Genomic DNA, 14927 nt, shown 5'->3' on the forward strand with positions numbered 1-14927 from the left:
CCTCCCTCCGCAAGCCCTGCGCTCGGCCTCCTGAAGTCGCAATCTGCGTCGCCTGAACTACCGCGCGCTTAGAAGCAGAAGCAGAAGCAGAACAACAGCACGAACGCTGGGCATCGTGGCCAGCCTGGGGCGAACCCTGCGCGCGCAGTGCGGTCTGCATAGGCTAAGCGTAGCTTCATACCTTCGCAGGTGGGTTTGCCTACGCGCTTGTGTCATCATGCTCCGACCGCCGGTGAGTCCTCCTAATAAGCCTTTCTATGAACAAACCATACGCATTGCTGCTTGCCTTCGCCCTGCTCCAGGGCTGCCAGAGCCTGGCCCCGCAAAAGGCCGAGCCTCCCGTCGCCGAAGCTGGCAAGGCAGAGGCGGAAAAGCCCGTGGTGTATGGTTCGTTCAAGCAGGACACACTCTATAGCCTGTTGGTGGCAGAGCTGGCCGGCCAGCGCAACCGTTTCGACATCGCCCTGGCCAACTACACCGATCAGGCAGCAAAAACCCAGGACCCAGCAGTTTCCGAGCGCGCCTACCGCATTGCCGAGTACCTCGGCGCCGACGAGCCGTCACTGGAGAATGCACTGGTCTGGGCGCGCAACGACCCGCAGAACCTCGACGCCCAGCGCGCCGCCGCCATCCAGCTGGCCCGCGCCGGCCGCTATGACGAGTCCATGGCCTACATGGAAAAGGTACTGCAGGGCCAGGGCGACACCCACTTCGACTTCCTCGCCCTGTCCGCAGCCGAAACCGATCAGAGCACCCGCGACGGCCTGCTACACAGTTTCGAACGCCTGCTGGTGAAATACCCCGACAACGGCCAGCTGATATTCGGCAAGGCCCTGCTGCTGAACCAGGACGGCAAGACCGAAGAAGCCCTGGAACTGCTTGAGTCGCACCCGGCACAAAACGGCGAAGTCGCCCCGATCCTGCTGCGCGCCCGTCTGCTACAGGCCCTGGACCGTGGTCCAGAGGCCCTGCCACTGCTGCGCGGGGCGATTCGCGACAACCCGGACGACAAACGCCTGCGCCTCACCTACGCTCGCACCCTGGTCGAACAGGACCGTATTGCCGATGCCAAAGGCGAGTTCATCAGTCTGGTCCAGCAATACCCCGATGATGACGAATTGCGCTACTCGCTGGCGCTGGTGTGCCTGGAGAACAAAGACTGGGATGAAGCCGAAGGCTACTTGCAGGAGCTGATCGAGCGCGACAGCTACGTTGACGCCGCGCACCTGAACCTGGGCCGCATCCACGAGGAGCGCCACGACCCTGCTGGCGCTCTGGATGAATACGCCCTGGTCGGCCCAGGCCCAGACTACCTGCCGGCACAGCTGCGCCAGGCCGACATCCTGATCGCCAACGGCCGCGGCAGCGATGCCTCGCGCCTGCTCGCCGAAGCGCGCGAAGCCCAGCCAGACTACGCCATCCAGCTATTCCTGATCGAATCGGAAAGCTACAGCAACAACAACAAGGACGCCCAGGCCAATCAGGTGCTGCAGCAAGCCATCCAGCGCTACCCGGACGACCTCAACCTGCTTTACACCCGCGCCATGCTGGCCGAGAAGCGCAACGATTTGACGCAGATGGAAAAAGACCTGCGCGCCATCATCGCCCGCGAGCCAGAAAACGCCATGGCCCTGAACGCCCTGGGCTACACCCTGGCCGACCGCACCACCCGCTATGCCGAAGCCAAGGCGCTGATCGACAAGGCCCACCAATTGACCCCCGATGACCCGGCAGTGCTCGACAGCCTGGGTTGGGTCAACTATCGCCTGGGCAACCTCGACGTCGCTGAAACCTACCTGCGCCAGGCCTTTGCCAACTTCCCCGACCACGAAGTGGCCGCCCACCTGGGCGAAGTACTGTGGGCCAACGGCAAGCGCCGCGAAGCTCGCCATGTATGGGCCAAGGGCTTCGAGGCCCAGGCCGACAGCCCTATCCTGCGCAAGACCCTTTTGCGCCTGACCGGATCCGAGACTCTTTAACGCCATGTTCCTGCGCCATTGCATCACCTTTACCATGATCGCCCTGCTGGCCGGCTGTGCCGGCTTCGGTAGCCGCGAGGCCCTGCAGGGCCACGGCGACCCGCAGCAGTGGCGCGCCCACAAAGCGCAGCTGAGCAGCCTCGATGGCTGGCAGATCAACGGCAAGGTCGGTATCCGTGCCCCGCGCGATTCCGGCAGCGGCACGCTGTTCTGGCTGCAACGTCAGGACTATTACGACATTCGCCTGGCCGGCCCGCTGGGCCGTGGTGCCGCACGCCTTACCGGCCGCCCAGGTGGCGTGGTGCTGGAAGTGGCCAACCAGGGCCGCTACGAAGCCACCAGCCCAGAAGCCCTGCTGGAAGAGCAACTGGGCTGGCAACTGCCAGTTTCGCACCTGGTCTGGTGGGTGCGCGGCCTGCCCGCCCCCGACAGCAAGAGCAAGCTGACCCTCGATGGCGACAGCCGCCTGGCCAGCCTCGACCAGGATGGCTGGCAGGTGCAGTACCTGAGCTACACCGAACAGAACGGCTACTGGTTGCCCGAGCGCCTGAAGCTGCACGGCAAGGACCTGGATGTGACCCTGGTGGTCAAGGACTGGCAGCCGCGCCAGCTGGGGCATTGATCGCATGCAAAAGCTCACCCTGCCCGCCCCGGCCAAGCTCAACCTGTGGCTGCACATCATCGGCCGCCGCGCAGACGGTTACCACGAACTGGAAACGGTGTTTCAGTTTCTCGACCATGGCGACGAACTGAGTTTTGCCCTGCGTGACGATGGCGTGATCCGCTTGCACACCGAGATCGAGGCCGTCCCCCACGACAGCAATCTGATCGTACGGGCCGCGCGCATGTTGCAAGCACAATCGGGCACCACGCTTGGCGCCGACATCTGGCTGACCAAGGTACTGCCCATGGGCGGAGGTATCGGCGGTGGCAGCTCGGACGCCGCGACCACCCTGCTCGCCCTGGCCCACCTGTGGCAACTGGACTGGGACGAAGACCGCCTGGCCGCACTGGGGCTTAGCCTGGGCGCCGATGTGCCGGTGTTTGTACGCGGCCACGCAGCATTCGCGCAAGGCGTAGGCGAACAACTGACCCCGGTCGACCCGATCGAACCCTGGTATGTCGTGCTGGTGCCGCAAGTGTCTGTCAGCACAGTAGAAATTTTTTCACATCCACAGTTGACACGTGATTCTCTCCCCCTTAAGATGCGCCCCGTTCCCGAGGGAAACAGTCGAAATGACTGCCAACCGGTGGTAGAGCAGAATTACCCAGAAGTTCGCAATGCGTTGAATTCACTGGGAAAATTCACTGAGGCTCGACTAACCGGCACTGGAAGTTGTGTGTTTGGGGCCTTCCCAAGCAAAGCCGAAGCTGATAAAGTTCTGGCCCTTCTTTCAGCGACCCAAACAGGGTTTGTGGCGAAAGGAAGCAATATTTCGATGTTGCATCGCAAGCTGCAAAGTCTGGTCAAGAAGTCGAGCGCATGAGCGTTCGCAGCAACAGATACAGGGGCGTCGCCAAGCGGTAAGGCAGCAGGTTTTGATCCTGCCATGCGTTGGTTCGAATCCAGCCGCCCCTGCCATTTTCCTTATACTCATCCAGGTATACCCTCAGCCTTCAGGTACTGCGCGTGTCCAAGATGATGGTCTTTACGGGGAACGCTAACCCCGATCTGGCTCGGCGTGTCGTACGTCAGCTGCATATCCCTCTCGGTGACGTCTCTGTCGGTAAATTCTCCGACGGCGAGATCAGTACTGAGATCAATGAAAATGTTCGCGGTAAAGACGTTTTCATTATTCAGCCGACCTGCGCCCCGACCAACGATAACCTGATGGAACTGGTAGTGATGGCCGACGCCTTCCGCCGCTCCTCAGCATCCCGAATCACCGCCGTGATTCCCTACTTCGGATATGCCCGCCAGGACCGCCGTCCGCGTTCGGCACGTGTAGCCATCAGCGCCAAAGTCGTTGCTGACATGCTCACTGTCGTAGGTATCGACCGTGTACTCACCGTCGACCTGCACGCTGACCAGATCCAAGGCTTCTTCGATATCCCCGTCGACAACATCTACGGCTCGCCCGTACTGGTTGACGACATCGAAGACCAGCGTTTCGAGAACCTGATGATCGTCTCCCCGGACATCGGTGGTGTCGTGCGCGCACGCGCTGTCGCCAAGTCCCTGGGCGTCGATCTGGGTATCATCGACAAACGCCGCGAAAAGGCTAACCACTCCGAGGTTATGCACATCATCGGCGACGTCGAAGGGCGCACCTGCATCCTGGTAGACGACATGGTCGACACCGCAGGCACCCTGTGCCACGCGGCCAAAGCCCTGAAAGAGCACGGCGCTGCCAAGGTTTACGCCTATTGCACGCACCCTGTCCTGTCGGGCCGCGCCATCGAGAACATCGAGAAGTCGGTACTGGACGAGCTGGTGGTGACCAACACCGTTCCGCTGTCCGCCGCTGCTCAAGCCTGTGATCGTATCCGCCAGCTGGATATCGCACCGGTTGTCGCTGAAGCGGTACGCCGCATCAGCAACGAAGAATCGATCAGCGCGATGTTCCGCTAAGCGGGACACGTGTTGATGTGAAGCGCCCCGCCCCAACCTGTGTTGGGGCGGGGCTTTTTTGCCATCCCCGTTGGCGCTGGTCGCAAACGCCCTCGGGGGGCTATTTTGGAGAAACAAAATGACTGATTTTATTCTGAACGCCCAAGCGCGTACTGACCTGGGGAAAGGTGCGAGCCGCCGCCTGCGTCACTCGCTGAGCATCCCAGCCGTTGTCTACGGTGGCGATAAAGAAGCTCAATCCCTGACCATCCTGGCCAAGGAAATCACCAAGCTGTTCGAAAACGAAGCTGCCTTCAGCCACGTTATCGAACTGAACGTTGACGGTGTTAAGCAGAACGTCATCATCAAGGCCATGCAGCGCCACCCAGCCAAGCAGTTCATCATGCACGCTGACTTCGTTCGCGTCGTTGCTGGCCAGAAGCTGACCGCCAAGGTTCCGGTTCACTTCATCAACGAAGAAGCCCCGGTCAAGAAAGGCGGCGAGATCTCCCACGTTGAGTCCGAGATCGAAGTTTCCTGCGAAGCCAAAGACCTGCCTGAGTTCATCGAAGTTGACCTGGGCAACGCCGAAATCGGCACCATCATCCACCTGTCGGACCTGAAAGCTCCGAAAGGCGTAGAGTTCGTCGCTCTGGCCCACGGTGATGACAAAGCTGTTGCCAACGTTCACGCTCCACGCGTTGCTCCAGAAGCAGAAGGCGCTGCCGAGTAATCCACTCGCACGCCGGCGTTGATCGGGTTACAGTGCCGCGCGCACTGTAACCCACCAACTCCAAGGAAGAGCCCCTGACGTGACCGCCATCCAGTTGATCGTTGGCCTGGGTAACCCCGGCCCCGAATACGAACAGACCCGGCATAACGCAGGGGCTCTTTTCGTTGAACGACTTGCCAGCGCCCAGCGTGTTTCGCTGACCGCTGACAAAAAGTATTTCGGCCTGACGGCTAAATTCAGCCATCAGGGCAACGACGTTCGTTTGTTGATCCCCACCACCTACATGAACCGCAGCGGCCAGTCCGTAGCGGCCTTGGCCAATTTCTTCCGCATCAAGCCGGAAGCGATACTGGTGGCACACGACGAACTCGATCTGCCCCCGGGCGTTGCCAAGCTCAAGCGCGGCGGCGGCCATGGTGGGCACAACGGCCTGCGCGACATCATCGCGCAGCTCGGCAACCAGAACGACTTCCACCGCCTGCGGCTTGGCATCGGCCACCCGGGTGACGCCAAACTGGTATCCAACTTCGTCCTGGGCCGCGCGCCGCGCGCCGAGCAGGAGAAGCTCGACGCCAGCATCGATTTTGCCCTCGGCGTGCTGCCGGACGTGCTTGCCGGCGATTTCGCCAAGGCGATGCGCGAGCTGCACAGCCAGAAGGCCTGATTTCCTTTAGAGAGGGGAATACCCATGGGTTTCAATTGCGGCATCGTCGGCCTGCCCAACGTCGGCAAGTCCACCCTGTTCAACGCCCTGACCAAGTCTGGCATCGCGGCGGAGAATTTCCCTTTCTGCACCATCGAGCCGAACAGCGGCATCGTGCCTATGCCCGACGCTCGCCTGGCTGCGCTGGCTGAAATCGTCAAGCCAAACCGCATCCTGCCGACCACCATGGAATTCGTCGACATCGCCGGCCTGGTTGCCGGTGCCTCGAAAGGCGAAGGCCTGGGCAACAAGTTCCTCGCCAACATCCGCGAGACCGACGCCATTGCCCACGTGGTGCGCTGCTTCGAAGACGAGAACGTGATCCACGTTTCCAACAGCGTCGACCCCAAGCGTGACATCGAGATCATCGACCTCGAACTGATCTTCGCCGACCTCGACAGCTGCGAAAAGCAACTGCAGAAGGTAGCCCGCAACGCCAAGGGCGGCGACAAGGATGCCTTGGCGCAAAAGGCCATTCTGGAAAAGCTGATCCCGCACTTTACCGAAGGCAAGCCTGCGCGCAGCCTGATGAAGCACATGGCTGACGACGAAAAGGCCGTCATCCGTGGCTTCCACTTGCTGACCAGCAAACCGGTGATGTACATCGCCAACGTGGCCGAAGACGGCTTCGACAACAACCCGCACCTGGACGTGGTCAAGGCCATTGCCGAGGAAGAAGGCGCGGTCGTGGTGCCGGTGTGCAACAAGATCGAAGCAGAAATCGCCGAGCTGGAAGACGGTGAAGAGAAGGACATGTTCCTCGAGGCCCTGGGCCTGGAAGAGCCTGGCCTGAGCCGCGTGATCCGCGCCGGTTACGAGCTGCTGAACCTGCAGACCTACTTCACTGCCGGCGTGCAGGAAGTACGCGCCTGGACCGTTCGCGTCGGAGCCACTGCCCCGCAGGCAGCCGGCGTTATCCACACCGACTTCGAAAAAGGCTTCATCCGCGCTGAAGTGGTGGCCTATGACGACTTCATCCAGTTCAAGGGTGAAGCCGGTGCCAAGGAAGCCGGTAAGTGGCGTCTGGAAGGCAAGGATTACATCGTCAAAGACGGCGACGTGATGCACTTCCGCTTCAACGTCTAAGCGGTAACCTGCAGCACACACAAACCCCTTGAGGCTTGCGCTTCAAGGGGTTTTGTTTTGCCCGGACATGCGCCCTGTGCAGGGGCGGCCTTGTGTCGCAACGGGCCACAAGGCGGGCCCCGCCCCCAGCATCTAAGCTGAGGTTCAGCGCCCTTCTCGCCCAGAGCCGACACCATGCCCCACCCCACTCGTTTCGACTGGCAACGCTGGCTCCCCGGCCTGGTCACCCTGCTCCACTACAAGGCAGCCTGGCTACCCAAGGACATCGCCGCCGGCCTGGTGCTCACCACCATGCTGGTGCCTGTGGGCATCGCCTACGCCGAGGCTTCCGGCGTCCCCGGCATCTATGGCCTGTACGCCACCATCATCCCCCTGCTGGCCTATGCCCTGTTCGGTCCCAGCCGTATCCTGGTGCTGGGCCCGGACTCGGCGCTGGCCGCGCCTATCCTGGCGGTGGTGGTGCAATACGCGGCCAGCGACCCGCAGCGGGCGATCGCCATCGCCAGTATGATGGCCTTGGTCGCCGGGGCGTTCTGTGTGATTGCCGGGCTGCTGCGCCTGGGCTTTATCACCGAGTTGCTGTCCAAACCCATCCGCTATGGATACATGAACGGCATCGCCTTGACCGTATTGATCAGCCAGTTGCCCAAGCTGTTCGGCATCAAAGTCGACAGCGAAGGGCCCTTGCGCGACCTTTGGTCCTTGGGCCAGGCGCTATACGCCGGCCAAGGGCACTGGCCAAGCTTTGTCGTGGGTGCCGGTAGCCTGGCGCTGATTCTGCTGCTCAAACCGTTCAAGCGCCTGCCGGGCATCCTGATCGCCGTGGTACTGGCGACGCTGGCAGTGAGCGTGTTCAACCTCAATCAGATGGGCGTCAAGGTACTCGGGCAACTGCCCCAGGGCCTGCCCGGCTTCGTCTTCCCCTGGGTCAGCGACATTGACCTGGTCGAGGTGCTACTGGGCGGGATTGCAGTGGCGCTGGTGTCGTTCGCCGACACCAGTGTGCTGTCACGCTCCTATGCCGCGCGCCTCAAGATGCGGGTAAACCCCAACCAGGAAATGTTCGGCCTGGGCGTGGCCAACCTGACCTCGGGGCTGTTCCAGGGCATACCAATCAGCAGCAGTTCGTCGCGTACCCCAGTGGCCGAAGCTGCCGGCTCGCAGACCCAGCTCACCGGCATCATCGGCGCCCTGGCGGTAACCCTGTTGCTGCTGGTAGCGCCCAATCTGATGCAGCACCTGCCCAACAGCGCTTTGGCTGCGGTGGTGATTGCCGCTGCACTGGGGCTGTTCGAGTTTGCCGACCTCAAGCGTATCTTCCGCATGCAGCAGTGGGAGTTCTGGCTGTCGTTCACCTGCTTTGTCGGCGTGGCAGTGTTCGGTGCCATTCCCGGTATCTGCATTGCCGTGGTGGTGTCGGTGATCGAGTTCCTGTGGGACGGCTGGCGGCCGCACCACGCGGTGCTTGGCCGGGCGGATGGGCTGCGCGGTTACCATGACATGCAGCGTTATCCACAGGCCCGGCGTATTCCAGGGCTGGTGCTGCTGCGCTGGGACGCGCCGTTGTTCTTTGCCAACGCCGAGCAGTTCCAGAACACAGTGATGGCGGCGGTAGACGCGTCGCCAACGCCGGTGCAACGGGTGGTAATTGCCGCTGAGCCTGTGACCAGTATCGATATCACTTCGGCGGACATGCTGGCCGAGCTGGACCGGGCATTGGAGGGGCGGGGGGTGGAGTTGCAGTTCGCCGAAATGAAGGACCCGGTGAAGGACAAGATGCGGCAGTTCGAGTTGTTCGAGCATATGGGGGAGAAGGCCTTTCATCCAACGGTGGGCGCAGCGGTGGATGCCTATCTGGAAGAGAGTGGGGTTGATTGGCAGCCCTGAATGGCCTGGGGGAGCGGGCTTAACCGCGAAGAAGCCCGCGCCGACTCCGAAGCCGGTCAATCCAGATCAACATGGCGCTGGCATACACCGACACCGCCAGAAACAGCGCCATACGCACCGCAAATGCCTTGTACACATCCTGCCCACCTGCACTGTCCTGCACCGACTGCCCCAGCAAGATCAACAGGGTCGTCAGGCAACTGACCCAGTACGCCGGGCTCTGCCGGCTCGGCACCGCCTGGTACAGGCGCCGAGCCTGCCAGAGGGCGAACAGCAGGACCCACAAAAAGAACATCCACAGGTGAACGAACAGGCTCAGCGCTACCCACAGCGATATCGCCAACACCCCGGCAAGCACGGTTGAACCGATCAGCTCGCGGCTGGCGTGCCGCGCGCGGGTTTCACCGGCTTGTTGCCCCACGCTCACGGCCTTCATGATCAACGGCATGTACTGGTCAGGGGCGATCAATGCCAGCAGAAAGGCCGGCATCACGATCAACGTGGCACGCAGCGCCACCCAGCTGACATGCTCGCTGCCCAGCAGCGGCGGCACCGGCGGTGCTGGCGCATTGGCAGGTTCGGGGAACAACCTGTGCGCCACTAACGTGCCCAGCACTGCCAGCAGCATGCCTTTGGCCAGCGCTTCGACCACCGACAATGCCAGGGTGAAGTCACTGGTGCCGGCAGCGGCGATCATGGTCAGGCCGACCACCAGCAGGTTGGCCAGCAGGCCGTTGCCGCCCTTCAGTGCATAGCGCAAGGTCAGGAAAACACCCACCCCGACCAGTAACACCCCGGCCAACGGAGCATGGCGCAACAGCGGAATCAGCAGCAACCCGCTGCCGCAAGCGAGCAGCACCAGTAACGCCAGGGCCGGTGCCGCACGCAGCGGCAATGGCTGACTGCGCATGGCCAGTAACAGCACCGCAAACACCGGCGCCAGGATCGGCACCGGCAAGCCGATACCAAAGCTCACCGCCAGGCACAACGCCGCACCCCAGGCCAGGCGCAGCGCCCGCAAGCGGCGCCATTCAATAGGCATACGACAGCCAGCTCATCAGCCACATGAACAACCGGCCCAGCAGGTTCAGTGGGTTGCCTTCGCTGGGCAGGGCCATGACCTCGGCCTGACCACCGACCCGCAGCACGGTCTTGTCCTGAAGCTGGTCGAGCTCCAGCTGGACAATCACCGGAAAGCGCTGCGCCGAACGCAGCCACTCGCGGCTATTCTGCACGGTCGGCAGCGTACCCGGCGGCGTGCTCTGGCCCACGCTTACGCCATAGCCAATGCTGCGTATACGCCCTTTCAACACGGTGCCCGGTAGCGCATCGAGCACCACCAGCACCGGGGTTTCAGGACGCAAGCGACCGAGGTTGTTCTCGGTCATGTCGGCACTTATCCACACATCATGGATACTGATCAGGGTCATCATCGGGCTGCCCGCCCCGACATAGTGGCCAACGTCTGTGCGCAGGTCGGTGATCAACCCGTTCGCGTCGGCACGCACGACGGTACGGGCAAGGTCCAGGCGGGCCTTTTCCACATTGGCCGCAGCACTGCGCAGCTGGGCGTTGTCTTCCTGTGCCCCGCCCTGCTGCTCACGGGCGCGCTCCACTTCGGCGCGGGCTGCCGCCACTTGGCTGATGGCCTGGTCACGAGTGGCCTGGGCGCCTTCCAGGCGGCGCACCGACACCGTACCGGGGTCCTCGTCAATCAGCCGTTTGAGGCGCTCGGCGTCCTGCCGCGCCTTACGTTCGTTGGCCTGGGCGGCCACCAGCGCTGCCTGCGCCGAATCGATGCCGGCGGTACTGGCGCCGATCTGCCGGCGCACGGTATCGAGGTCGGCTTCGGCACGGGCCAAGGCAATGCGGTACTGCTCCTGATCGAGTTCGAACAGCACATCGCCCTGGCGCACCTCCTGGTTGTTGCCTACGGCCACACGCTTGATCTGCCCGGCCACTTCGGCGGCCACCGGGACCACGTAAGCCTGCAGGCGAGCTTGCTGGGTGTACGGCGTATAGCGGTCAGCCAGCAAGTACCAGAGCAGGCTGACGGCAATCAGCAGCAGCACCCAGCGCATGCCGCGATCCGGGGCTGACGGGGGCGGCGTGGGCATGGCGTCGCTCATTCGGTTTCACCTTGTGCATGCGCGGTGGGGGCTGGCTCGTCGAGCAATTCGCCCCAGTCGGTGCGTTGCTGCATTTGCTGGCGGGTAGCCGGGTCGATCGGCGCGCGGCTGGCGTCCCAACCACCACCCAGGGCCTTGTACAACGTCACCAGGCTGCTAACCGCGTTGCCACGGCTGACCAGGTAACCGTCCTGTTGCTGCAACAGCAGTTGCTGAGCATCGAGCACCCGTTGAAAATCAGCGAAGCCTTCGCGGTATTGCGAGCTGGCCAGATTCAGCGAGCGCTGCGCAGCCTGAGAGGCCTGGTCGCGAATGGTTGCACTCTGCAGCGAGCGCACCAGCCCGCTGGCAGCATCGTCGGCCTCACGGGCGGCTTCGCGCACGCCCTGCTGGTACAACTCGATCAGTTGCTGCAAGCGGGCATCTTCCACGCGTACGGTGTTCTTGCGCCGGCCATAGTCGAACGGGTTCCAGATCAGGCTTGGGCCAGCCGCCAGGTCGAAGGTGTCAGGCAGATGATTGGCCGATAGAAAGGTCCAGCCGATACTGCCGAGCAAGCTCAGCTGTGGATAAAGATCGGCCTCGGCCACCCCGACCAGCGCCGACTGCGCCGCCACTGCCTGCTCGGCGGCACGGATGTCCGGGCGGCGCTGCAGCAGGCTGGCCGGTACATCCTGCAACACTGCCCGGTTGGGCAAGGGCAGTTGGCCATGCCCGGCCGCCAGCTGCGGCAGCGGCCCAGGCGGGCGGCCGAGCAGCGAACACAGCACATTGCGCAGGGCATTGAGCTGGTTCTCGAACTCGGGAATGGTGGCCTGGGTCGCCAGGTATTGAGTACGCGCCTGCTGCCAGTCGAGTTCGTCATTTTCACCGTGGCGGAACAACCGCTCGGTGATCTCCAGGCTACGCGCCTGGCGCTTGGCGTTCTCTTGTGCAATAGCCAGCCGCGCTTCGGCAGTGCGCAGGGCAAAGTAGGTGTCGGCCACCTGCGCACGTAGCAGCAGCATGGCATCGGCGTAGTTGGCCTGGGAGGCGAAATAGACGGCATCGGCGCTTTCGATGGCGCGACTGAAGCGGCCCCAGAAGTCAATTTCCCAGCCGATGTCGAAGCCCACGCTGGATTGCCAGAACACCGAATCACGGGCCGAAGGCGTACCAGACTGATCCTGCTTCAGGTACAGGCTTTGCGCGCTCAGTTGCTGCAGCTGCGGATAACGCCCGGTCTGCACGATGGCCAACTGGGCACGGGCTTCAGCGATACGCAGGCCAGCCACGCGCAGGTTGGTGTTGTTGGCGTCGGCCTCGGCTATCAGCGCGTCCAGCGTTGGGTCGGCAAACACTGCCCACCACTGGCGCAGGTCGGGCGCCGCCGCGCTGCGCCCGGCCTGCTCCAGCATTGGCGTGCTCCAGCCGCCCAACCACGGCGTTTGGGGCTTTTCATAATCCGGGCCGACTTGGGTGCAACCGGCCAGCACCATCAGCAGCCCCAGGCCACAGCAGCGGTTGGGCATGGCTCAGGCGGCAGGTGGTGCCGGTTGCTCCGGCACCTGCAGCGCAACCCATTGCCAGAACAACACGTAGGCCACGCCAAGGATTACCGGGCCGATGAACAAGCCGATGATGCCTTTGACCACCATCCCGCCCAATGCGCCGATCAGTACCACCGGCATTGGTACATCGACCCCGCGCCCCAGCAGCAGCGGCTTGAGCACGTTGTCGGCAAGGCCGGCGACAAAGGTGTAGACGGCAAAAATGATGGTCGCCACCGTGAAGCCTTCGGCGTTGAACACATAAATGATCACCGGCAAGGTCACCAGCGTCGCCGGGGCCTGTGCAATGCCCAGCATGAGGATGACGATGGCCAGCATCCCGGCACCAGGAACCCCTTTGACGATAAAACCAACACCGATCAGCAGCATCTGGATGAAGGCAATGCCAATCACCCCTTGTGCCACCGCGCGAATGGTAGCCGTACACAGCGTGGCCAGGGGTTTACCGCGCTCTGCGCCTGAAACCCGCATGGCGATGCGCTGGGCAGCGATTTCACCGCGTTCACCGAAGGCCATGATGACCCCGGAAATGATGATTGCGCCGATGAACAGAAGGAAAGCCCCACCGGCGCTGGCCGCAGCGCCCAGCACCGTTAGCCCGGCCCCCTTGATCTGGGGCATCCACTGATTCAGCACACTGGCCATGTTTTCGGAGGCCGCCAACCACAGCGCATGCACCTTCGGCCCGATCAGTGGCCAGGCCGCCACGGAATCAGGCGGGACCGGCACGCTCCAGGCGCCGCTCTTGAGTAGCGTCACCAGGCTGTCCACCGATTCGCCAATCGACATCATCACCAGGTAGATAGGCACCAGCAGCAGCACCAGAACCAGTAGCACCACCAGCGTCGCCACATAGCCTTGCTTGAGCCCGGTGCGGCGCTGGATACGGCAATGCAACGGGTACAACGTAACCGCCAGGATCACCGCCCACATCATCAACTCCAGGAACGGCTGAAACACCTGGAAAGCGAAGATCACCAAGGCTGCCACCAGACCGGCCTTGATGAGCACATCGAGCAAGCCCCGCGAAAGGGCGCTGTCCAGCTTGAAACTCGACTGCATGATTTCACCTCCCGATACTCAATGCGCCAGCAAGGCGCAATTCACTGCCCCGTTTCAGGGGATGCCTGTACAGGGCTGTCATCGCGCAGCTGCCGCGCCAGGGCCATCATGACCAAGGGCACCACCGCCATCGACAAGGTGATGGCCAGCACCAGCAGGTCGTGTACCTGTTGGGTGAGTACCTGGTGCTCCAGCGCCAGCTTGAACACCACGAAGGCAAACTCGCCGCCCGAAGCCAGCACTACGCCCAGGCATAACGCCTGGGCCTGGTTGAGCCCACCGACCGTATGCCCCAGGCCATACAGCAAGGGCAGCTTGATGGCCACCAGCAGCATGGTGAGGCCCAGCACCATCAGCGGCATGCCGAACAGCAGGCGCAGGTCGGCACTCATACCTACGCCAACGAAGAACAATCCAAGCAGCAGGCCTTTGATCGGCTCGATCTGGGTTTCCAGTTCGTGGCGGAACGGCGACTCGGCCATCAGCACACCGGCCAGAAACGCTCCCAGCGCCATCGACACACCCACATGCTCCATCAACCAAGCGGTGCCCAGCACGACCAGCAAGGCCGTGGCGGTCGACAGCTCAGGCAGGCCCGAACCCACCGTCCACTTGAATATCGGGGTCAGCAGATAACGGCCAAAAACAATCAGCACACCAATGCCGACAGCTACAGCTAACAAAGGCCAGGCACCTTCGTCAGCAGTGCTGACATCGCCACCGAGCAGCGGCACCACGGCAATCAAGGGAATGGCGGCAATGTCCTGGAACAGCAGGATGGCCACGGCCAGGCGGCCATGGGGTTTGCCCAGGTCCTTGCGCTCGGCCAGTACCTGCAAGCCAAAGGCGGTGGACGACAGCGCCAGGCCCAGCCCCAGCACGATGGCGGCGGGTTTCGATTGGTCGAACAGCCAGAATGCCAGTAGCCCAAGTAGCACGGCGGTCAGCCCCACTTGCAAACTGCCGACGCCAAATAGCGCCCGGCGCATGGTCCACAGGCGCCATGGGGACAACTCCAGGCCAATCACGAACAACAGCATGACCACGCCCATTTCCGACAGCCGCGCCACGTTGTCCGGGTTGCCGAGCAGGCCAAACACCGACGGACCAATCAAGATACCCGCCAAGAGGTATCCCGGTACTGCGCCCATTTTCAGACGCTGCGCCAGCGGTACCAGAAGCACCACAGCCAAAAGGAATACCACCGTCGCCTGCAACAGGCTGCCGTCATGTGGCATGAGCTCGTA

General features: G+C 62.6%; 13 protein-coding genes and 1 tRNA gene. 9 read left to right on the forward strand and 5 right to left on the reverse strand.

The genetic code is table 11. From position 1 onward, the window contains the following. Positions 1–257 precede the first annotated feature (257 nt). From AC3WLP_RS24210 to AC3WLP_RS24250, 9 genes are all read left to right on the forward strand, one after another. Positions 258–1979, forward strand: coding sequence for a tetratricopeptide repeat protein (locus AC3WLP_RS24210; protein WP_012051182.1), 1722 nt, complete (start codon positions 258–260; stop codon positions 1977–1979). A 4-nt stretch (positions 1980–1983) separates the two neighbouring features. Further along, positions 1984–2601 carry a lipoprotein insertase outer membrane protein LolB gene (gene lolB / locus AC3WLP_RS24215; protein WP_003247402.1) on the forward strand — a complete coding sequence of 206 codons (618 nt, stop codon included), beginning with the start codon at positions 1984–1986 and terminating at the stop codon, positions 2599–2601. A gap of 4 nt (positions 2602–2605) precedes the next feature. Then, positions 2606–3466: a 4-(cytidine 5'-diphospho)-2-C-methyl-D-erythritol kinase gene (gene ispE / locus AC3WLP_RS24220; RefSeq protein WP_019750445.1), complete on the forward strand. Its 861-nt coding sequence runs from the start codon at positions 2606–2608 to the stop codon at positions 3464–3466. A 20-nt stretch (positions 3467–3486) separates the two neighbouring features. Beyond that, a tRNA-Gln gene (locus tag AC3WLP_RS24225) sits at positions 3487–3561 on the forward strand. A gap of 48 nt (positions 3562–3609) precedes the next feature. Further along, positions 3610–4551 carry a ribose-phosphate pyrophosphokinase gene (locus AC3WLP_RS24230; protein WP_003247410.1) on the forward strand — a complete coding sequence of 314 codons (942 nt, stop codon included), beginning with the start codon at positions 3610–3612 and terminating at the stop codon, positions 4549–4551. 118 nt (positions 4552–4669) lie between these two features. After that, positions 4670–5263, forward strand: a complete 594-nt coding sequence (locus AC3WLP_RS24235) for a 50S ribosomal protein L25/general stress protein Ctc (RefSeq protein ID WP_003247411.1) — start codon at positions 4670–4672, stop codon at positions 5261–5263. A gap of 79 nt (positions 5264–5342) precedes the next feature. Beyond that, entirely contained in the window at positions 5343–5927 is a 585-nt protein-coding gene (gene pth / locus AC3WLP_RS24240; RefSeq protein ID WP_003247413.1) for an aminoacyl-tRNA hydrolase, read from the forward strand. A gap of 24 nt (positions 5928–5951) precedes the next feature. Then, on the forward strand, positions 5952–7052 hold the full coding sequence (gene ychF / locus AC3WLP_RS24245) for a redox-regulated ATPase YchF (RefSeq protein ID WP_088513505.1): 1101 nt from the start codon (positions 5952–5954) through the stop codon (positions 7050–7052). A 174-nt stretch (positions 7053–7226) separates the two neighbouring features. Further along, entirely contained in the window at positions 7227–8939 is a 1713-nt protein-coding gene (locus AC3WLP_RS24250; protein WP_088513504.1) for a SulP family inorganic anion transporter, read from the forward strand. Between the two features lie 19 nt (positions 8940–8958). Here AC3WLP_RS24250 and AC3WLP_RS24255 read toward each other — a convergent pair whose 3' ends face one another. Genes AC3WLP_RS24255 through AC3WLP_RS24275 form a run of 5 tightly spaced genes read right to left on the reverse strand, consistent with a single transcriptional unit; the run spans position 8959 to position 14918 of the window. After that, positions 8959–9981 (reverse strand): DUF2955 domain-containing protein, encoded by a 1023-nt coding sequence (locus tag AC3WLP_RS24255; protein WP_088513503.1) that lies wholly within the window; start codon positions 9979–9981, stop codon positions 8959–8961. After that, a complete protein-coding gene (locus tag AC3WLP_RS24260) occupies positions 9971–11068 on the reverse strand; it encodes an HlyD family secretion protein (RefSeq protein WP_088513502.1) in 1098 nt (365 codons plus the stop codon). The genes AC3WLP_RS24255 and AC3WLP_RS24260 overlap by 11 nt, the downstream gene beginning before the upstream one ends. Beyond that, positions 11065–12579 (reverse strand): efflux transporter outer membrane subunit, encoded by a 1515-nt coding sequence (locus tag AC3WLP_RS24265; RefSeq protein WP_088513501.1) that lies wholly within the window; start codon positions 12577–12579, stop codon positions 11065–11067. Before AC3WLP_RS24265 ends, AC3WLP_RS24260 begins: the two co-directional genes overlap by 4 nt. A 3-nt stretch (positions 12580–12582) precedes the next feature. Further along, complete coding sequence (locus AC3WLP_RS24270; RefSeq protein ID WP_088513500.1) at positions 12583–13680, reverse strand: AI-2E family transporter; 1098 nt, start codon at positions 13678–13680, stop codon at positions 12583–12585. 41 nt (positions 13681–13721) lie between these two features. After that, the gene (locus AC3WLP_RS24275; RefSeq protein ID WP_088513499.1) at positions 13722–14918 is read right to left on the reverse strand and encodes a monovalent cation:proton antiporter-2 (CPA2) family protein; all 1197 of its coding nucleotides are present in this window, start codon (positions 14916–14918) and stop codon (positions 13722–13724) included. Between the last annotated feature and the right edge of the window lie 9 nt (positions 14919–14927).

This window comes from Pseudomonas sp. FW305-E2, from assembly GCF_058782925.1.